The organism is Lysinibacillus sphaericus (assembly GCF_015844675.1).
Taxonomy (GTDB): domain Bacteria; phylum Bacillota; class Bacilli; order Bacillales_A; family Planococcaceae; genus Lysinibacillus; species Lysinibacillus sphaericus_E.
The window spans coordinates 111277-131847 of the sequence record NZ_LDGC01000073.1 but is presented as its reverse complement, the minus strand read 5'-3'; the positions used below and the strand labels follow the sequence as shown (position 1 = coordinate 131847).

Annotated in this window: 22 protein-coding genes and 1 riboswitch; of the genes, 14 read left to right on the top strand and 8 right to left on the bottom strand. The window is 36.1% G+C overall.

Annotated elements, in window-relative coordinates:
• Positions 1 to 72: 72 nt before the first annotated feature.
• Together ABE34_RS18405 and ABE34_RS18400 are read left to right on the top strand one after the other, a co-directional pair.
• On the top strand, positions 73 to 612 hold the full coding sequence (locus ABE34_RS18405; protein ID WP_197143906.1) for a GNAT family N-acetyltransferase: 540 nt from the start codon (positions 73 to 75) through the stop codon (positions 610 to 612).
• Positions 613 to 860: 248 nt separating this feature from the next.
• Complete coding sequence (locus ABE34_RS18400) at positions 861 to 1316, top strand: GNAT family N-acetyltransferase (RefSeq protein ID WP_197143905.1); 456 nt, start codon at positions 861 to 863, stop codon at positions 1314 to 1316.
• 108 nt (positions 1317 to 1424) lie between these two features.
• Here the strand turns inward: ABE34_RS18400 and ABE34_RS18395 are convergent, their stop codons facing one another.
• Positions 1425 to 2780, bottom strand: a complete 1356-nt coding sequence (locus tag ABE34_RS18395; protein WP_197143904.1) for an MATE family efflux transporter — start codon at positions 2778 to 2780, stop codon at positions 1425 to 1427.
• Positions 2767 to 3234 carry a GNAT family N-acetyltransferase gene (locus ABE34_RS18390; protein ID WP_197143903.1) on the bottom strand — a complete coding sequence of 156 codons (468 nt, stop codon included), beginning with the start codon at positions 3232 to 3234 and terminating at the stop codon, positions 2767 to 2769. Before ABE34_RS18390 ends, ABE34_RS18395 begins: the two co-directional genes overlap by 14 nt.
• Before the next feature lie 175 nt (positions 3235 to 3409).
• On the opposite strand from ABE34_RS18390, the gene ABE34_RS18385 reads away from it, so the two are divergent.
• Together ABE34_RS18385 and ABE34_RS18380 are read left to right on the top strand one after the other, a co-directional pair.
• Positions 3410 to 4240 carry a MerR family transcriptional regulator gene (locus tag ABE34_RS18385; protein ID WP_197143902.1) on the top strand — a complete coding sequence of 277 codons (831 nt, stop codon included), beginning with the start codon at positions 3410 to 3412 and terminating at the stop codon, positions 4238 to 4240.
• A gap of 57 nt (positions 4241 to 4297) precedes the next feature.
• A complete protein-coding gene (locus tag ABE34_RS18380; protein ID WP_197143901.1) occupies positions 4298 to 5473 on the top strand; it encodes a DUF4272 domain-containing protein in 1176 nt (391 codons plus the stop codon).
• Positions 5474 to 5780: 307 nt separating this feature from the next.
• Here the strand turns inward: ABE34_RS18380 and ABE34_RS18375 are convergent, their stop codons facing one another.
• Positions 5781 to 6134 carry a hypothetical protein gene (locus tag ABE34_RS18375; RefSeq protein WP_197143900.1) on the bottom strand — a complete coding sequence of 118 codons (354 nt, stop codon included), beginning with the start codon at positions 6132 to 6134 and terminating at the stop codon, positions 5781 to 5783.
• A gap of 23 nt (positions 6135 to 6157) precedes the next feature.
• Complete coding sequence (locus ABE34_RS18370; RefSeq protein WP_197143899.1) at positions 6158 to 6853, bottom strand: DUF2225 domain-containing protein; 696 nt, start codon at positions 6851 to 6853, stop codon at positions 6158 to 6160.
• Between the two features lie 688 nt (positions 6854 to 7541).
• On the opposite strand from ABE34_RS18370, the gene ABE34_RS18365 reads away from it, so the two are divergent.
• Together ABE34_RS18365 and ABE34_RS18360 are read left to right on the top strand one after the other, a co-directional pair.
• Entirely contained in the window at positions 7542 to 8315 is a 774-nt protein-coding gene (locus tag ABE34_RS18365; protein WP_197143898.1) for a Cof-type HAD-IIB family hydrolase, read from the top strand.
• A 102-nt stretch (positions 8316 to 8417) separates the two neighbouring features.
• A complete protein-coding gene (locus ABE34_RS18360; RefSeq protein WP_197143897.1) occupies positions 8418 to 9014 on the top strand; it encodes a DedA family protein in 597 nt (198 codons plus the stop codon).
• Positions 9015 to 9195: 181 nt separating this feature from the next.
• Here ABE34_RS18360 and ABE34_RS18355 read toward each other — a convergent pair whose 3' ends face one another.
• The 3 genes from ABE34_RS18355 to ABE34_RS18345 form a co-directional block, all read right to left on the bottom strand.
• On the bottom strand, positions 9196 to 9933 hold the full coding sequence (locus ABE34_RS18355) for a cyclase family protein (protein ID WP_197143896.1): 738 nt from the start codon (positions 9931 to 9933) through the stop codon (positions 9196 to 9198).
• A gap of 98 nt (positions 9934 to 10031) precedes the next feature.
• A riboswitch (SAM riboswitch) is annotated at positions 10032 to 10136 on the bottom strand.
• Between the two features lie 149 nt (positions 10137 to 10285).
• The gene (locus ABE34_RS18350) at positions 10286 to 10702 is read right to left on the bottom strand and encodes a hypothetical protein (RefSeq protein WP_197143895.1); all 417 of its coding nucleotides are present in this window, start codon (positions 10700 to 10702) and stop codon (positions 10286 to 10288) included.
• A gap of 259 nt (positions 10703 to 10961) precedes the next feature.
• Positions 10962 to 12161 (bottom strand): MFS transporter, encoded by a 1200-nt coding sequence (locus ABE34_RS18345; protein WP_197143894.1) that lies wholly within the window; start codon positions 12159 to 12161, stop codon positions 10962 to 10964.
• Between the two features lie 110 nt (positions 12162 to 12271).
• Here ABE34_RS18345 and ABE34_RS18340 point away from each other — a divergent pair, with 110 nt between their 5' ends.
• Positions 12272 to 12655 carry a winged helix-turn-helix transcriptional regulator gene (locus ABE34_RS18340; protein WP_197143893.1) on the top strand — a complete coding sequence of 128 codons (384 nt, stop codon included), beginning with the start codon at positions 12272 to 12274 and terminating at the stop codon, positions 12653 to 12655.
• Between the two features lie 69 nt (positions 12656 to 12724).
• Here ABE34_RS18340 and ABE34_RS18335 read toward each other — a convergent pair whose 3' ends face one another.
• Positions 12725 to 13570 (bottom strand): aldo/keto reductase, encoded by an 846-nt coding sequence (locus tag ABE34_RS18335; protein WP_197143892.1) that lies wholly within the window; start codon positions 13568 to 13570, stop codon positions 12725 to 12727.
• 228 nt (positions 13571 to 13798) lie between these two features.
• Here ABE34_RS18335 and ABE34_RS18330 point away from each other — a divergent pair, with 228 nt between their 5' ends.
• The 7 genes from ABE34_RS18330 (at position 13799) to ABE34_RS18300 (ending at position 20559) form a co-directional block, all read left to right on the top strand.
• The gene (locus ABE34_RS18330; protein ID WP_197143891.1) at positions 13799 to 14608 is read left to right on the top strand and encodes a GNAT family N-acetyltransferase; all 810 of its coding nucleotides are present in this window, start codon (positions 13799 to 13801) and stop codon (positions 14606 to 14608) included.
• Between the two features lie 318 nt (positions 14609 to 14926).
• Entirely contained in the window at positions 14927 to 15370 is a 444-nt protein-coding gene (locus tag ABE34_RS18325; protein ID WP_197143890.1) for a VOC family protein, read from the top strand.
• A 293-nt stretch (positions 15371 to 15663) separates the two neighbouring features.
• A complete protein-coding gene (locus tag ABE34_RS18320) occupies positions 15664 to 16332 on the top strand; it encodes a response regulator transcription factor (protein WP_197143889.1) in 669 nt (222 codons plus the stop codon).
• Positions 16329 to 17681 carry a sensor histidine kinase gene (locus ABE34_RS18315; protein WP_197143888.1) on the top strand — a complete coding sequence of 451 codons (1353 nt, stop codon included), beginning with the start codon at positions 16329 to 16331 and terminating at the stop codon, positions 17679 to 17681. Before ABE34_RS18320 ends, ABE34_RS18315 begins: the two co-directional genes overlap by 4 nt.
• A 521-nt stretch (positions 17682 to 18202) precedes the next feature.
• Positions 18203 to 19114 carry an ABC transporter ATP-binding protein gene (locus tag ABE34_RS18310; protein WP_197143887.1) on the top strand — a complete coding sequence of 304 codons (912 nt, stop codon included), beginning with the start codon at positions 18203 to 18205 and terminating at the stop codon, positions 19112 to 19114.
• Positions 19111 to 19821: an ABC transporter permease gene (locus ABE34_RS18305; RefSeq protein WP_197143886.1), complete on the top strand. Its 711-nt coding sequence runs from the start codon at positions 19111 to 19113 to the stop codon at positions 19819 to 19821. The genes ABE34_RS18310 and ABE34_RS18305 overlap by 4 nt, the downstream gene beginning before the upstream one ends.
• Positions 19822 to 20559 (top strand): ABC transporter permease, encoded by a 738-nt coding sequence (locus ABE34_RS18300; protein ID WP_197143885.1) that lies wholly within the window; start codon positions 19822 to 19824, stop codon positions 20557 to 20559.
• The last annotated feature ends 12 nt before the right edge of the window (positions 20560 to 20571 follow it).

The window sequence follows — 20571 nt, the reverse complement described above, 5'->3', positions numbered from 1 at the left end:
TTCTTAATCGAACTAGGCATATTCTTTCCGCTAGAAATTTTGTTCAATATAGTTAAAGGGGGAGGTTAATTTATGATTACAGGGCAAAGTGTATTTTTAAGACCAATTACTGAAGAAGATGTAGATAGTATCTACGAGTGTTTTCAAGATGAAGAAATTATGTATATGACAGGTACACGTAACATTTTAACGAAGGATCAGATTAGGGAGGGTTTGAGTCGATTTAGCGAAGATTCTACACGCTGTGATTTTGCTATTTGCTTAGTAGAAAATAGCCGAGTTGTTGGTGATTTAGCTATTATGGAAATAAATTTAGACGATAAAAAGGCAATATTTCGCATAGCTTTACATAGGATAGAAGATTGTGGCAAGGGATATGGGGCTGAAGCGGTTCAGCTTGTTCAACAATTTTCGTTCGAGGAGCTTCAGCTTAATCGCTTAGAGTTACAAGTATACTCTCATAATATTCGGGGAATAAAATCGTATGAAAAGGTAGGCTTCAAAAAGGAAGGAACTTTAAGGCAATCCTTATATATGAACGGTAAGTATTCAGATGAAATTATTATGAGTATTTTACGTGATGAATATATGGAATTTAAAAAGAGCTATTAGTCTTGATCCTTGCTTTAGTGGTATCGCGCGCAGCGTTCCCAGGGAAGCGCTCAGTCGGAATAGACATTAACCACACATTATGGTAATTGTTATAGTAAATGGTAAAATGTAATATGGTATAAATAAATCTTTGTTAAAGGGGGCGGTCATTATGACAAACAAAACTTTTTTTATCTTTAAATACTGGGGGATAACGCTAAATTAATAAAGATATAAAGCGTTTCCCCTGAATTCGGAAGGGGAAAAATATGAGTAAGAATTCAGTAAAGATTGTAGAAGTTAATGCAGAGAATTGGTATGAGTGTTGTCTATTAGAAATATCAAAAGAGCAAAGAAATTATATTGAACCAAACGCTATTTCAATAGTGCAATCAAAGTTTGAGCTAACATTAAAACCATACGTTATTTATTTTGAAGAGAAAGTAGTAGGTTTTTTAATGTTTAATTCTGTTAAAGAAGAGCTTGATGGCTATTGGATTTATCGAATTATGATAGATAAGCATTTTCAAGGTAAGGGTATAGGGAAAGCGGCCACTAGGCTAATGATTTCAGAAATAGCTAAATTACCAAATGCGCAAAAAGTTATAGTAGGTTACCACCCAGAAAATAAAGATGCGCATAATTTATATTCAAGTTTAGGATTTAAAGATTATGGTGATCGCTTCGGTAAAGAAATGGCTGTCATCAAATATTTACATGAATAATAAAGAAAAGGGAACAATTCAAGGTCCCTTTTGAATTTGTCTTCATAAAAGTGAATGAGAAACATTAAACAGCTAACCCCCTTTCAATTGAAAGGGGGTTAACTTCATTTATTGTGCCTTTAAGGAACTTGCTTCTGAAAAAATGGTATGCCTTTTTTTCTTCATAAATATAAAAATTAGCAATGCGGTAATACCTTCTGCGACAGGGAATGTCCACCAAATAGCTTGTGGGCCAAGGAGTTTAGGCAATAGTACGAGAGCAGGGATAAATAATAGAATACTGCGAAGTAACATGATGGTTGTTGCAAGACGTATTTTTTCAATGGACTGGAAGAATTCTGCAAATACCATGTTCACTCCAAGGAATACATACCCAATTGCAAAATGTATAAAGCCTTGTGTAGCCATATTGCGAATGTCAAATGTGCTATCACCAAATAATGCAATTAGCTGAGAAGGGAATAACGTAGCAATAATGACAGTCGTTAAACCTATAATAATTGCAGTGGCAATACCTATTTTCAATAATGCTGTTAATCGCTCAATCAACCTCGCACCGTGGTGATAACTAACTAGTGGCTGTAGGGCCATACCGATGCCAAGGAATACTGTTAACAGTACAGTATGAATATAGTTAACCATTGCATAAGCAGTAACGCCGTCTGAGCCTAAATAATGTAAAAATGTAACATTGTATAAAATAACCATTACAGCAACGGAGGCTTCAACGATAAAGCTTGGTAGCCCAATAGCGAATATTTTCTTTAAATCAGATATGCAAAAAAATGTACGGACAAATTTTAATTCGGATTGCTTTCGGAAGAAGTGTAGGCATAGTACCGACATACCGATTATTGTGGAGATTGCTGTAGCTAGGGCACAGCCAGTTACGCCGTAATTGAGTACGAAAATAAAGATGTAGTTTAAAATAATGTTTAACACTGATGTAGTGACTAAGCCCATCATCGCAAGCTTTGGATTGCCATCATTTCGAATAAAAATACTTAGTAAGTTTTCAATTGTATAGAACACACCGAAAATCAAAATAACATGTAGATACTCTTGAACATAAGGGAAGGTGGCGTCACTTGCCCCAAATATATAGGAGATTTCCTTTAAATTTAATAAAAGGATTAGAATCAGTGTCATGACGACAACGATCATTGCTGTAAATGCTAATGTAAAGAGCTGATGTGCTCGTTTTTTATTGCCCTCACCGAGGGAAATTGAAAATAGTGTTGCTCCACCCATACCAATCCAAAGGGAAATGGATAGTAAAATCGAGAAAATTGGTACGGCGATATTTACCCCTGCTAAAGCGGCTGGTCCAACTCCATGACTAACGAAAATACCATCCACTAAAATATTGACTGACATCAGCAACATACCAATCATAGCCGGGAATAAATATGATAAAAACAAGGGCCTAAGCGGTCTTGTTTCAATTGGATTAATGGTAGTCATGAGCATGTACCTCCTTTACCATCACCTTTTCGCCCTTATCATCTAGCTCACCGTTAAAGATGAAGCCAAACTTTTTATATAACTGAATAGCTACTATATTGTTGTCATAAACGCTTAAATATATATTTTGACAATTGTATTTAGCTACTAAATATTGAATAAGCTGCTGTAAAAAGTATTTTCCCAATCCTTTGTGCTGGTAGCGCTCATCAATGAAATAGCGATCTAACCAAACACGTTGTAAATTGTCCTTTTGTGGGAACATGCCATACATAGCGAAGCCGACTGCATGATCTTCCTTATACAATCCTACAGGGATAAAGCGCTTATCTTCTTTTGCCTCTGCTAAGCATTGTTCTGTACTTTCAATAAAATCTTGCTGATTATCAGCAATGCGTAGTGCTAATACTTCCTCTTTGTTTAAAGCTGTAATGTCACGAATTTCCGTGAACATAATTTCAAAACCTTTCTATTTTTAATTTCTTTCAGCAGATGTCACGGAAATCGGAAAGGGATCTTTATGCTATCCAAACCGATTCCGGACTCAATTATGCAGTGGCATAATTAATTGTGAATAGCTACAATCTAATGTATATAGTTACTATATAGTCAAGGAGGGGATTTTAAAAATGTTTAATAAAAATGTAAAATATTTTACAACTGGTGAGTTTGCTAAAATTTGCAAGGTTAATAAACAAACGTTAATTTACTACGACCAAATTGGTTTATTGTCACCAATTATGAAAGATAATAAAGACTACCGTTATTATTCTGTTGCACAATATGAATTTTTCAGTGTGATCGAGCTATTAAAGGCGGTCGGCATGTCTTTAAAAGATATTCAAAAATATATGGCAGAAAAATCACCTGAAAATTTTTTAGACTTAATGTATCAGCAAAAGGAAATTGTAGCGAAAAAACGTCGGGAGCTGGAGATGATTGAAAGCATTATTGATGTCAAAATCGATTTAACAAAAGAAGCCTTACACCTTGATTTTGATAGCATTACAATTGAACATCTGCCAGAGGCAACGTTGTATTTAAGCAAAAATATCGAGGACTCGACGGAAGAACAGTTTACGAAGGCTGTTTCAGACTTTATTGATGAATTAGATCGCTCGCAATTAGACACAGGGTATCCCATTGGAGGGATTACAAGAAGAGAGCAAATAGTAGCCGGAAATTATGATAACTATAGTTACTTGTATATAGAGCAGCCGCATCCACGAGAAGGCCATCCTTATTTCGAAGCGATTGAAGGGGATTTCATTGTTGGATACCATGTAGGAACGTCCACTACATTGGGTGAATCATATGAGCGATTATTTAAGGTCATGCGAGAAATGGGCTTTGAACTAGGGAAATACGTATATGAGGAATATATTTATGACGCCGTTATTAAAAATCGTGAAGAGGATTATGTAACGAAAATTATGATAGAAATTAAAAAGGGTTGTTGATCAGTAGTATGCACTCTAGGTACAAAAAATAGTTGGTGAATAAAAGGAGAGAGAAGAATGAACTATTTCACAATATTTGCATCTAAGAACAACATTGATGATATTGAGTTTAAAATTTCAGATGTTTTTGCAAAAGGTTTTGCTATTGGTAAAAATGAAAACGAGTATTTATTAAAGTCCAAGGCGCTGTTTAAAAAACATAAATTAATCGTTAGAGTCATGTCTGAAGATACGAATCCAGACTACTTCGTTAATAATATTCCTGGGATGATGGGGTATTACAATAACATTCCTTTTGAAGATGATCATTTAAAAGATTTAGTGTTGACGCAAATATCCGTTTTAAATACAGTGATTGCGATCGAATCAGAAAAAGAGATAAATGAAGACCAGTTGCTGTTATTTACGGACCTGCTATCAAAAATTGGGGGGATTGGCTTTTTACCGAATGGCACTTTGTTAGACGATGAAGGGGCGGTTATTGTTTATCCTGACGGGCAATCAGGACCGTCCAATTTCAGACCTCAAGCGTGTCCACGCAAGGTTATGGGACAAGAGGTGTCATCAGAAGAAGGCGAGCAAAGAAAAAATAACACGATAGCTTATTTAAAGGAAAGAGCTATTTCATATACAGCTTCACTCCCTCAGCTCCCACCAATTGAGGATTGTCAGTTTAAAACCCAAGAAGACATTGCTAGAAGAGCTGTAGCTCTGTTAATTGTTATTCAATTTGCTTGTGATGTGGCACAAGGCGGAAATGTGGAAGAATCGCGGGACTTTTTCATCAATATGTTACGCACATATAAAGTGGAAAACGATCTAACTGAAAATGAAAGAGACTTTTTACAAGCTTCAGAACCAGATGTGCAAGAAGCCATTAATATTTCATGGCAATACGAGGCATATTGGACGCTTATTTGGGCACTTGGCTTTGTTGAAGAGCTTGATTTTCCTGACGAAGTATGCGATTGCGAGTATGCCATTCAAGTTGTTTCTAACTGTGAAACGTTTGAACAATTTTATCTTCAAGCTATCATGCGTAGTCAGGAAGAGATTTTGGATGAAGCCGACAAAATTTACAGATATCATTGGGCTTGTGTAGATAGTCGTATACAAGAACGAACAGCTCCTGCGGGGATGAATGAAAGTATCGTTATGGAAAGACGTAGGGGCTTGTTCTGGATGGTAGGTCATCGTAATGAAGAATGGGATACTATTTCGATGGATACTTAAACATAAAAGAAAAATATCAAACTAGAAGTAGAAACTAGTTTGCTATCTTAACAATATTATTTAATCCCGTATTAATGGACAGTAATTTACTTTACCGAAAGCGAAGCGTCAGGTGCAAACCTCACCTCAAAAGTAAGAAAGGACTGCCCGTAAAAACCCGAATGGTAAAGACTAATAATCAGTGGGGATGAAGAGACCCCCACTGATTATAGTTTTACTTTATGTAATTCGGCTTACTTACTTTATCAATCAGAAGAAGGCCATCATATTGATCTCGCGGAACAAGACTTTCTTGGATGAGTTCCTTTTATTTATAGTGATACGTGCTAGCTCTAGAATGATTCCGTTGTATTTGATTGAACCATGCACGATCCTTTTCCTCTTGTTTTAATGTACTAACGATGGTTGATGAGCAGCTAACACAGATTTTTGCCTGAGTAATTTGTCCACAGCGTTCACAAGGTGCGCCTAAATTAGGGAAAATCGATTTTTTTAACTTTCCTACTTTGACCCATTTATAGAGTAGGTCTGATGAAACCCCAGTTAATGTAACTACCTCATCGTTCGTTAAGTAGCGATTATTTTTTCTTAGTAGAAAATGATGTAATTCCGAAAAAATATCTTCTTCTCTCACATCAATCCTTTTGGTGAATAGCAGCATATTTATTACTCTCCCTGTTTATATTAATTGATGACTTCTCCTATATTGTCATTTACGTTGTTAGGTTGATCGTCATATTTATAGTTTTCCCAACGATTTCGTGCTAGTTTTCGATATTTATTGGAAACATGTCGATCTGCAATTAATCGAGAGAATCCTTTTTTCGCCTCAGCAATATCTCCAAGTCGAAGGCTTAATTCTGCATGTAAATATTGAATTCTCTCTCCGCCCTCTTGATTGGATGCAAAAGATTTACTGTAAAAGTCTCTTGCAGCAAAGAGGTAGCGCATTTCCGATTCATGATCATTTTTTAAGCGATATAGCCATGCTATTTTTAGTGCGAAATTGGCCATAAGAAGTGACTCTTCCATTGATGCTCTTGATACAAGATAGGCTAATTTAAGGCTTACAATGGCATCATCAATCGTACGTTCCTTGCAAATATCCATTGGTTTTTGTAGCTCTTTAATGTACAGCTCGTCTATAAGAAGCATGAAAGGTCCATACGTTCTTGTCATAGATTTGTGGTAAGCGTAGCCACAATGCGGACAAACGGCAACCTCATATAATAACGGGTTTAAACCCTCATAAACTGGCATGAAGTCTGTTTGTTCTTCGATAATTTTATATCGATTAGGGCGTACTTTATATGTAGTAAAATGCTTTTTACAAAACTTACAATCCACACTGCTTTCATAGTAGTAAATGTTAAATGCCATAAGAATCAACTCCTTTACACCCGACTAATTATCTACATTCAGTAGAAGACTCCCGCCTCTGACGGTAGTGCGATAAATGTAGATGCATTTCTTTTGTTCTATTTATATGAAAGGCAATGTCGTTCAATGTATTTAATTTAATTTCTCTTATTTTAACAATTCTATGTTCTTTGGTATACTCCTTTAGAATTATTAAAATAAAAATGTTCATTACTTTCTTAGTTATTTGAAATATCGATACTTACCCGTAATAGTATTTATCGGTGTTGCTGAAGTAATTTATACGTTCGTTTTAGTTTGTCAAAATACGTACAAATGTTTAAATCTTATTTTTTTATTATAAAGTCGGTTTTGTAGGTTAAAATACCTATATTGAATTTTTCTATAAAGATGCTTCCTCTTAATTATTAACGTAAAATTACAGGTATGTTGGTTGGGGAATTTAGGATTATGATTGCCGGTAAAGAGGAGCCAATTAATGCTCTCCTGTAGTTGGAATGAGTGTCTTTAAATTAGATTCATTATCAAAATTGCGGATGACATTTATAGGGTGATTGGAGCGCAGCGAAGCGGCTCATCGGACGCCCCTAGGAAAGCGCCCAGCCGGAACGGAAATCATCCCCCTATGCTTTGGTGTTATTCCTCTACTAGATTTACACCTAATATGTAAAATGAAAAGGAGCGAACGATGGGTACTAAAATTGTATTCTTTGATGTAGATGGAACGCTTGTTAATTATGAAGATGGTCGTATGCAAGAAAGTACAAGGACCGCTATTCGACAATTAAAGAATAAAGGAATTCATATTGTAGCTGCTACAGGAAGACCTTTATCAATGTGCCAGGATTTAAGAAATGTAGGCATAGAGACGTTTATTACAGCGAACGGTGCATATGTTAAGCACCAAGATCAAGTTATACATAAAATACCGGTTGCCAAAGAAGTGGTCCAAGTAGTGAAGGCATTTGCTGATGAAAATAAACAAAGTCTATCGTTTTTTACAGAAACATTATCAATGAATAACGTTCAAGTAGAAGAGACATTAAAAGCTATGAAAGAAACATTATCTTTGCAAGAGTTTCCTGTTATCAATGAAGATATTGTAACGCAAGAAGTGTATTTAATGTGTTTATATGGTGATGAGGATGTTGAGAAAAAGTATACCTCTGCATTTCCTCATTTATTATTTAAAAGGTGGCATCCTAACATTACAAATGTTTTGCAACATGATGTTTCTAAGTCTATTGCTGTTCTAGCTGTACTAGAATATTTCGACTTGAGTCCTGAAGAAGCACTTGCTTTTGGGGATGGAGATAATGATATCGATATGCTAGAGCAGGTCGGCTTCGGTGTTGCAATGAGTAACGGTAGTGAAGCATTAAAAAATATCGCTAATTTTGTAACAAAGAAATCAACTGAAGATGGTATTGATTATGCTCTTCGTGAGCTAAAAATCATTTAATGGAGAAAACTGTATTGATTTCATAACATTCATAATGTTGCCTCCATTGAGTTATGATAAAGCTAACTATAAAAATTATTATGCTTTAGGTGGGATGGATTAATGGCGCATCACGTGCAATCTCTTATTGAACATTATGGATATTTTGGCATCATTCTTGTCCTAATTGGGGGGATTGTCGGGCTGCCACTTCCTGATGAAATATTTTTGACCTATGTAGGGTATAGCGTATATCGAGAAACGCTTGCACATATTCCAGCTTTAATCAGCGCTATCGTAGGTGCGGTAGGGGGAATTACTTTGAGCTACTATATAGGCTATAGATTCGGGCTACCTTTATTGCAAAAATACGGTTCGAAAATTCATATTACTGAGCAGAAAATTGAATTCACAAAAAATTTATTTGCAAAAATAGGGCCGGGATTATTATTAATAGGATATTTTATTCCGGGCGTGCGTCATCTTACAGCATATATTGCGGCTATTAATAATTATCCTTATAAAAAATTTGCTTTCTTTGCGTATACGGGAGCAGTTATATGGACATTTACGTTTATTACTTTAGGTAACGTACTAGGTGAGAAATGGCATTATGTTGAGGTTTATTTATCTCGCTACAGCATTTATCTTATAGTATTGTTCATAATAATTATGTTGATCGTTTATGTTGTTTTTAAAAAGAGAAATCCCACTAAATAAATGATTAAGAAAGGTCTGGGACACAAGGATTTTAGCCAATGAAAAACCCGAACTATATCACGAAACGCTCAGCCTGTGTTTCGTAATTGTTCGGGTTTTCTGTTTATATTCATTGCTAATTTAAAAATTATACGTTTTTCATAAAGTACAAATTAGTTATGTCCCAGCCTCTGTTGCTATATTAAGGCAATATAGCAAATGAACGGACAGGGAATCCGGATGCTTTTTCAGGCTTTGGCACAATATTGAATATAACGGCGCCTTTTGGAGGTAGCTTATCCAAATTTGTCATAAGCTCAATTTGATAAGTATCTTGCTCAAGCACAAAATATTCGCCGTCTAACTTACCGTTTTTACGAAAATCTGTTGCTGAATCCGTATCAAATGTTTCGTGGCCGATTGCACTTACTTTTCGTTCGTTGAATAAAAATTGCAACGCTTCTAATCCCCAGCCAGGAATATGATTATTGCCATCAACATCTTTGTTGCTGAAAGCCTCTTTATCTGGCCAACGTTTACTCCAATCGGTACGTAGCGCAACGAAGGTACCTTCTTCAATTTCTCCATATTCAGCTTCAAAGTTAAGAATATCTTGAACGTTTAACGTGTAGTCGTTGTTAATTTCAGCTTCCTTCGATTTATCAATAACGATTAGTGGGAGTACTAGTTCTTTTAGCTCCAATTCCTCTAAATAGCGTGTTTCTCTCACGAAATGGATAGGTGGGTCAATATGCGTTCCGTATTGCCCAGGGAAAGTGAATTGCTGTGCGAAGAAGCCATCGTCATGGGAAAATAATGTTTCAAATTTTGCATCATCAAACATAAAGAAATGAGGAGAGTTTGGACCGAATGTATGTGTTAAATCAACCCATTCTTTTGATTTTAATAGTTGTATTGCTTGTAAAAGTTCGTTTGTCATTATAGTTCCCTGCTTTCTGTTAATTATTTTGAATGCAACAATAAAAAAGAGCCCTCCTTGTAGAAGAGGACTCTTGTGCAAAGCAAATGCAGTAAGTCTTCTCATCTTCAAGGCTAAATTATGCCATTTGGAATTAGCACCATACCTATAGGCTGGTTGCTGAGACTTCATAGGGCCAATCCCTCCGTCTCTCTAGATAAGAAAATAAAATATAAGAATTTTCAGAAATGAAATTTATGAATACTTTAGCATATTTATTTATAGTTTACAAGTTCAGTAGGGATACGTGGTTATAATTCATAAAGAAGATGCTGAAGGCAAAAAAAGAGGCCCTCTTCAAAGGACCAACTTTTCACCAACCCAAAATTAGTGTTAGCTTACAACAGCCGCTATCAGTAAATATTATTCGAAATCCATCTGGTGTATAGGTAGTATCGAATTTTACTGTAATGCCAGTTGACGCAATTAACTTTTCAACTTCTGTTTTATTTGATTGTTGCGCCGCGTTCATAAGATCATGTGCAAATTGCTCTGATTCATCAATTTTATCCGTAAGTAATTGTGCTTGCTGCATAATAATCTTGATTCGTTTCGCGGAAGTCTTTAATTTCACTGTATTGATGGATGGAAATGGACTTCTATGACTTCTATTCGTTGGGTCAGGCATTGCTAGATGTCTAGAAGATTGTTGAGTAGTTGGCTGATTTGCCATTACCCATGCCGGATAATAATTAGGATAGACAAAATACGGATAAGGATTGTAATACAACTAAATTTCCTCCTATCCTATAGTTGATACATTATCTTATGTACAACAAAGACTTTAGGTGTTAATGGCTGTGCTTTGAAAAGCTTGAGCGAAAAGGGCTCAGTTCAAACGGCTTAAATCTCGACCAATTTATTTCAACGTATCATCATTATTTTGGTGTAATACCTGAATTTTAAGGCATATTTTGATGATACTTTCCTTGAATCTAATAAATAGCAAAAAGGAAGGGGCATTTTAGAAAGCACCTTCCTTCCATTTTTTACTTATAAGAAACGTATTGTTTGCTTCTATCGAAGATTAACCATAGGAACGTAGTAGCTGCAGCAATCATCACCATGCCGAATCCGTATATAGGAGTATGCGCTAATGATTGTTGGCGAACGATAATTCCTCCAAGGTATGATCCTAGGAAAATACCAATGTTAAAGGCCGAAATATTTAATGCTGAAGCCATTGTGATAGCTGATGGTATATATTTTTCAGAAATCTGAACGGCATAAAGCTGTAATCCCGGTACATTCATAAACATAAATAGTCCCATTATTAAGACCATTATTAATCCACCGATTGATGATTCTAAAAAGAAGTTGATGCCGAGTAGAGCTAATGCTAAGCCGATAAGGATAATAAAGATAGAACGTAAAGGGTTATTATTCGCAAAATGACCACCTAATGTATTACCGATGGCAACACAAATACCGTATACAACTAAAATCACGACTATTGCTTTGGGTGAGTAGCCCATATACTTTTCTAAAATAGGGGAAATATACGTATATACTACGAATGCGCCACCATATCCGATGGCAGTAATAAAGAGAATTAATAACATTCGTATATTCCCTAATACTTTTCCGATATCGCGAATTGATATTGGATTGCTTTTCGATAACTGACTAGGAACAAGTATGGCATTACTAATTAATCCGATAATACCTATAATCACAATGAAAATGAACGACATTCGCCAATCAGTTACTTGTCCAATAAAAGTTCCTAGTGGGACACCAGTGACAGTTGCTAATGTTAGCCCTGTGAACATAAAAGCTATTGCGCTTGCTCGTTTATTAGGCGCTACAACATCTGCAGCGATAACAGAGGCAATAGACATAAACACACCATGTGCTAATGCTGAAATAACACGCCCAGTTAGTAGTAATGAGAACGAGGGTGCTAAGGCTGCAAGTAAATTACCGATAATAAACAGCACCATAACAAGCAGTAACACATTTTTGCGACTAATGCGCGATGTTAATGCTGTTAAAAGTGGTGCACCAATAGTTACTCCCAGTGCATATATAGATACGGTTAAGCCCGCAGTACTTAATGTTATATCAAAATCTTCTGTAATTAATGGAAGTAGTCCAACGCTTATAAATTCTGTAGAGCCTATACCAAATGCACTGATCGCAAGTGCGAGTAATGTTAGTTTGGCATTCGGCACTTTTGTATCTTTCATTCTATTAATATCTCCTTTGATTTTTTGTATAGTATATAGTAATATTCATACATACCTAAAAGTTATATAGGGCACTTTTAGTTACTTTTGAATATTACAGGGGGTTTACAATGAAAAAAGTTTATAATATTGGTGTTGAAGCCACTCTTGAAGTCATTGGGGGCAAATGGAAACCTATTATTCTTTGTCATCTTAACCACCATGGTAAGATTCGTACGAATGAATTTCGCCGATTGATTCCAGGCATTTCACAAAAAATGCTGACAAGCCAGTTGCGTGAATTAGAGCAGTCTGGATTAATTAATCGCAAGGTTTTCAATCAAGTACCGCCAAAAGTTGAATATTCGCTAACACCATATGGCCAAGAGATGGACCCTGTGCTGAACATGCTTTGCACTTGGGGTGAAAAACATATCGAAATGCTACAAGATCAAGGTGAAGATGTACTGATAATGCAACGTGATGAAGATATCGCAATAAAGCATACATCTTAAATAGATTGGAAAGAGACTGTCTAAGAGAAGAAAATAAGACAGTCTCTTTCACATTTACATAGCTATCGTTTACATGACAAAATCAAATTCATCTGGGTTTGGTCCAACACGTTGATCTAGATTCATGGCGTTAATGATTGCCATCTCTTCATCAGTTAGTGTGAAATCAAAAATATCAGCGTTTTGAAGCATACGTTCTTTGCGCACAGATTTTGGAATTGTGACAATACCATTTTGAATATCCCAGCGCAAGATAACTTGAGGATTTGATTTCCCGTATTTTTCAGCTATTTTTGAAATAGTTTCATTTTCAAGAAGTCCACCTTGCATTAATGGTGCCCAAGCTTCCATTTGGATATTGTGCTCTTCGCAGAATGAACGTACCTCAGTTTGTTGTAATCGTGGATGAAGTTCCACTTGGTTAATAACTGGTTTGATACGAGCGATTTTAAGAAGATCTTGTAAGTGTGATACTTGGAAGTTACATACCCCAATAGCTTTAATTTTCCCTTGCTCGTATAAATCTTCAAGTGCTCTCCAAGATTCTGCAAATTTATTTTTACCTGGCCAATGAATAAGATAAAGGTCTAAATAATCTAGCCCTAATTTTTTCAAGCTGTCATCGTATGCTGCAATTGTCTCTTCGTAGCTCAAGCCATCGTTCCATACTTTAGATGTAATAAATAAATCCTCGCGTTTTAAACCAGTAGTTGCTAGTGCCTGACTAATACCTTCACCAACACCTGCTTCATTACCATAAATAGCAGCAGTATCGATACTACGGTAACCAACCTCGATCGCATTTTTTACCATTTCCGCTGTAACATCATTTGGTACTTGGAATACGCCTAGACCCATACCAGGCATTTGTAAGCCGTTATTTAATGTAATTTTATCTTGTAAATGATTAATCATTTTTTTGTCCTCCAATTTTCGTTTGTGCTTTGTTGCTTTCTCATTATGCTTCCATACCATTGCAAAAAAAAGTACGCACTTTTTAGTTTCATAGAAACGTAGAGGTTACTTTTGTGAGATATCAATGGTTCGCTGTAAGAAATTTTTATTAGTTTACGTGGTTCGGTTCTCTGTATACGTTACAATTAGTGGTAGAAAATTGAATCTTCGAAAAGGGTTGGTGAACGAATGGTAATAACAAAAAACTTGGCAAATCACTTAGAAGAGACCGAAATAAAGATGTTCAAATCAAGGTTTAATGCAATTAAGGAAATTAAGAACAATGCTATGGGCGTAGAGATTGGTCAATTTGAAGGTGCCTATGCTTTCTTCATTAAAAATATCCCCGGTCCCTCTTACAATGTTGTAAAGGGTGATAGCTTGAGTTCGGAGAATACGATAGATAAAATCCTTAGCTTTTATAAAACAAGAGAAATACCAGCTCGTTTTGATTTAGCCCCTCAATATGTGAATACTACTTCGCTACAAAAATTACATAATGCTGGTCTTTTTCAGAGTGATTTTCATGCAACCTTATATTGTGAGCTAAACGAAGAGACGGTAGGGAAAACAAAGAATTCGTTCATTAAAATAAGACAAATCAATGAAGACGAATTTGATCGTTACGGAAATATCTATGTTGAAGGTTTTGGTATGCCAGCATTTTTAGCAGATAGTGTCACAACGAATAATAAAGTTTTGTATGACAAGCCTGGTTGGTCGTTTTATATTGCTACTCTTCAAGGTGAGGACGTTGGTATCGGCTCCTTGTATATAAATGATAGAACAGCCATTTTAGCCGCATCCGCAGTAAAGCCGAAAGCCCGTAATCAAGGGGTTCACCAGGCATTAACACAGTTTCGTATCAACGAAGCTCTTCAACAAAATTTTAATGTAATGATAGGTCACGCGAAATTTGCATCCATAAGCCAAAATAATATGGAGCGCTGTGGATTAAGAATGGCTTATACAAAGAGTATATGGACAGAAGCAACATGAGGATTGAAAGAAGCTAGAAGGGGATTCAATGTTTAAGATAGAATAAGTAATTGAATCTGTTATCTTCATACAGCAAGAATGTTTTTTGTAGATTCATCTACAGAAGATAAGGATCCTATTTAGACCAAACACAAACTAAATGAAGATAAAGCCTCCGGCGGATGTCACAGATTTTGAAAGGAATGAATAAAGGATGTTAGCCTAAAACCTTCGCATCCTGCGAAAACGGCTAACTGACCTGCGTCGTGCATGCCTGAGCACAATTCAAATCCGGACGCAATTACGCCAAGGCGAAATTGATTAAAAGGAGAGAGTGTGATGAATCGTTTAAATTTAATTACATTGGGTGTAAAAGATATGGTCGAGTCTCTTAGGTTTTATAGAGAGGGTCTGGGTTTTGAAGTGATTGTGTATGGCGAGGAAACAAACCCAGATGTTGTTTTCTTTAATAATGGGGGGACAAAAATCTCACTGTTTCCGATTGACCGTTTAGTAAAAGATATTAACGAAGCAAGTCCACCAGCAATCGGCAATGGCTTTAATGGGATTACGCTTGCTTATAATGGAAAGTCAAAAGAAGAAGTTGATCAAGTATTTGATTTAGCTAAAAAGGCAGGGGCGGAAATCGTCAAGGAGCCAGAAACTGTATTTTGGGGTGGCTATAGTGGCTATTTCCAAGACCCAAACGGCTACTATTGGGAAGTTGCTTACGGAGACATGTGGCTGTTTGATGATCATGATATGTTGATTATTACTGAATAAAAGAAAGACGTATTTGGGGGAATCCAAATACGTCTTTTTATAGTTAGCCTATTTTATCACCCAACTTTTAGCGTTTATCGCTCAACTTTTCAGTTTTATCACATAACTTTTAGAATTTATCACCCAACTTTTTAATTTTATCGACATATCACTAGCCTTAGATGTGATTTATTCAATGACTCTCTCACTTTACAGACAATGATTGAGTACAAATCTTTGAAATCGTATAATACAAATATGCTTTTAATAACATTTATTTCAAATATATAGAGTAGATTGGGAGGGTTACCATTTTGTATAACATATTGTACATAGAAGACGAAAAAGAGATTGGCCAATGGGTGACAAAGGATTTAACGGAAAGAGGGTACGAGGTTACATGGCTCGAATCTGGGGAAGAGGTCGATCAGCACATAGCTTTTAAGGATATCGCTATATTAGATGTGATGCTGCCAGGCTTAGATGGCTTTTCAATTGGCAAAAGAATTAAGCGAGAAAATAAAGACATCCCAATTTTAATGCTATCAGCACGAACTGCTGTAGAGGATAAAATAGAGGGTCTTAACTTCGCGGACGATTATTTAACGAAGCCATTCCACCCTGATGAACTTATAGCTCGTGTAGAAGTTTTACTAAGGAGATATCAAAAAAATGATGATGTATTAGATCTTCAGCATTTAAAAATTTATACGAAAGATATGCGGATCATTAACAAGGAAACGAATGAAGAAATTCAATTAACGGGTAAGCAATTCTATTTATTACAATATTTTATTCGCCATTTAAATCAAATTTTAACGAAGGAACAGCTCTATGAAGGTGTTTGGGGTGAAAGTTACATAGAAGGCGACAAAACATTAATGGTGCATATTCGATACTTAAGAGAAAAAATAGAAATAAATCCAGCTAAGCCAACAATTATTGAAACCATTCGTGGTATTGGATATAGGGTGAAACAATGAAGTTTTTTCGATCTTTATTAGTAAAGTATATGCTGATCATTTTTTTGGCCATTTCTATTGTTCAATTAGCATACTTTGCTAGTGCCCTTTTTATTTTTGGAATAGGGAAAACTGATTTTTCAGGTAAAGTTCTTATGGCAAGCGAAGTAGAAGAAAAATGGCTTACAGAAGCTAAGAGTATAAAAAAATTTACAGAGGAAACAATGGTGCAACATTTTAAAGATTGGAAGGACCAGTACCCTAAATCATCCATGTTTTGGGTAAGTGAGGACGGTACATTGCTTACAACATTGAATGTGACGGAGCAACTGCCATTAAAATGGACGCCAGCATTTACGACAAAATTTATAAAAGAGCGTTATGGTGGAGATCCGTTTACAGTTATAGCTTTTTTAGGACAGGACGAATCGAATGGATTTATCGTTTTTGAGGTTCCAAGAGAAGTGTTTAATCCACCTCTAAAAAATGTTTATGAACAATATGGAAGCCTTTTAATTGTCGGTGTTGTTGCGGTTATTCTATTTTTCATTATAGTCTCCTTTTTATTTTTCAAAGGGATTCGAAAACGACTATTGCACCTACAGGAAGCAATGGAAATTCGTGATGTAGATGGCTTACCTATTGAAACGAAGGTCAAGAAGAAGGACGAAATCGGTCAGCTTGAACAAAGCTTTAATCGCATGGTATGTGAGCTTAGGGAAAGTAAGAATCGCGAGCAGAAGGAAGAACAGTTAAGACGTGAATTGATTGCTAATTTATCACATGATTTACGAACGCCATTAACGAAAATACGGGCGCAATCCTATTCAATAAGTAAAGAAGCATTATCAGAGGATGGAAAACAAGCGATTAAGGCAATGGAAGCATCGATTGTTAGTGTTGACGCTTTAATAGAAAATTTAATGTCCTATACATTATTGATGGCAAGCAAATATAAATTTGAGGCGAAAGAAATCAATGTTATTCGTTTTGTGCGTGAACAACTGACTACATGGTATTCAGTGTTTGAAAAGGAAGGCTTTGAAATCGATATTGAACTACATTCATTTGAGAAAAATGAATGGCAAGTGGATCCGATTTGGCTTGGACGTATATTTGATAATTTATTCCAAAATATATTACGCCATGCAAGTAACGGGAAATATATTGGCGTTGAGACCGAATCGACGGAGCATTATGATGCATTTATTATAAAAGATCACGGGAACGGAATGAAAAATGAATCCGATGCTAAAGGCGCTGGTATCGGCTTATCTATAGTCGATATTATGGTGAAGGGCATGAATTTAGATTGGGATATTGAGTCAAGTGAATCTGGCACCAAGATTAAAATTAAACACTACAAATAGAATAATTCGCGAAGTGTGTTAATGCATGCATCATTTCAGTAATTGTCAAACAGTATGCCAGAAAAGCATATGGCATGCTGTTTATTAGATTACAGGTAAAAAAATGTGCAGATTCCTGTGGGAAAGCATAGAGAGCTTTACGGTCTAGTGTTGAGGCATACATATGATCTAAATTGATCCATCGTCGGAAGTTAGATATCATTTTTGTTAAAACGTTTATCATGCGAATAGGTTGATTGGAGTGGAGGCTAGGCGACTCCTTGGGGATTAGCGATAGGGGAACGAAGGCTAAAAACATCACGTCCTGTGATAACGCCTTCGTGACCAACATCCTGTTGCCCCGAGACCCTGGAGCGAGCAACGCGAGTGAAGCGGCTCATCGGACGCCCCCAGGAAAGCGCCTAGCCGGAACGGAAATCAACCCCAAGTTATGGTAGAGAGCATTTTTTAAACAAAATTTAACCTTGAACCTTACCTATTTTTAACCTTCATTTCTTATGATAATTACAGAGGTGAGGACAATGGAATATATCGTACAAACAGAAAATTTATCAAAGAGCTTTGGTAAAGAGCAAGCTGTATCAAATATAAATTTAAAAATACGCAAAGGTGAAATATATGGATTTTTAGGACCGAATGGAGCGGGGAAAACGACGACGATTCGTATGCTTCTTGGTCTAATGAAGCCATCTTCTGGGACTATTAAAATGTTCCAAAAAGATTTAACGAAGGAACGAATTAATATTCTATCAAAGGTTGGTTCATTAGTAGAGAACCCTTCTTATTATCCACATTTAACGGCTTATGAAAATTTAGAAGCGTTAAGAAAAATTTTAGGTGTACCGAAGTCACGGATCGATGAAGTGTTAGAAATTGTTCGTTTGAAGGATGCTGCAGATAAAAAAGTAAAGGGCTTTTCTCTTGGGATGAAGCAACGTTTAGGTATAGCTGCATCGTTGTTACATAATCCTGAATTGCTTATTTTAGATGAACCAACGAATGGTCTTGATCCATCTGGTATTATCGAAATTCGTAATTTGATTAAACGACTGCCTTCAGAGTATGGAATGACAATTATTATTTCAAGCCATCTATTATCTGAAATAGATCAAATGGCTACACAAGTGGGCATTGTGACAAAGGGGAAAATGATTTTCCAAGATTCAATTGAAGCCATGCGTAGATTTGCTCAGCCAAAGGTAGTAATAAAAGTGAGTAATAGTGAAAAGGGCTGGCGTTCATTAGTAGCCAATGGCATTAAGGCAGAACATAAGGATGACCTCATTTTATTCGATGAATGCTCAGATGAAAAGGTAGCACATATTGTACAAACCCTTGTACAAGAAGGCGTTTCAGTTTATCGAGTAGAAGAAGAGAAGCGATCATTAGAAGAGATCTTCCTTCAAATGACAACAGGAGAGCAAGCGCTATGATAGGAAAACTGTTAACTTCTGACTTTTTGAAAATTAAACGCAAGGGATTATGGTTTTTAACAGCTTTAGGACCAATCGGTGTTGTTGCTCTACAAATGGTGAATTACGGTTTAAGAAGGGACTATTTGTTAACGCAAAGCGAGGACGATTGGGGCTACTATTTATTAAATGTTCATTCATTTACACCACTTGCTATCGTTTTAGGGATTGCTATTTTAACGTCATTTATAGCGAGCATTGAAAATGAAACGAACGCGTGGAAGCAATTAATTGCACTACCGGTGTCTAAATTAACGGTGTATTTATCAAAATTCACAGTGCTAGCGATTTTACTATTCTTGTCTTCCACGATTTTAATGCTAATGACATTGGCATACGGAGTCTTTTTAGACTTAGGCGATAGTACACCATATATGGAAATTGCTAAATTTGCTTATTATCCATATTTTGCAGCGCTACCAATATTAGCACTTCAGCTTTGGATTGCAAGTGTTTGTCATAATCAGGGAATCCCAATTACAGTAGGCATTTTCGGCGTAATTTTTGCGTATTCCTCCTTTGTATTGCCTGATTGGATGATTTGGAAATGGCCATCTTTAATGAATCAATGGGATGAGCCTGTTATAAATGTCGGGCTTGGAATCAGCATCGGTATTTTGCTGTATATTATCGGAATGATAGATTTCGCTAGAAGGGATGTAAAGTAAATGTGGTCAATACTGAGCGCTGAATGGTTTAAACTGCGAAAATCCAAAATGGTGCCAATCATTTTAGCAGGGCCGATAATCGGACTTTTTATCGGATTAACATCAAATTTAGAATCTAATACGCAAGATCTTGATGTGAATCCTTGGTACATTTCTTTGTTTTCAATGAATTTAACATACGCATTATTGTTTCTACCTTTAATTGCAGGGGTATTAGCAAGTCTTATTTGTAGATATGAACATCAATCTGGCGGTTGGAAACAGCTTCTAGCATTGCCGGTAACAAGAGGGAAAGTATTTGTTGCAAAATACGTGTTAATTATGATTCTTATGATGGCGATGCAATTACTATATTTATGTTCTATATTTGCTGTAGGCATGATAAAAGGCTATACAGATCCTTTCCCGATGGAAATTGTTTGGAAGAGCATTATCGGAGGATGGGTAGCGACATTGCCATTAGTAGCTTTGCAGTTGTGGATGTCTATCATGTTTAAAAGCTTCGCTGCTCCATTTGCAGTTAATGTAATTTTTACTTTACCTTCTATACTAGCAATCAATTCAAAAACTATCGGACCTTACTATCCATGGGCTCAACCGTTTTCAATGATGTATGTTGGAGGCAATACGGATGATGTATTCTTCGTGCCTTGGGATCAACTATTAACAGTTGTAGGAGGAGGATTCCTACTATTTTTCCTTGGAGGATATTTATATTTCCAAAGAAAAGCTGTATAAAGTGCTGCTAAC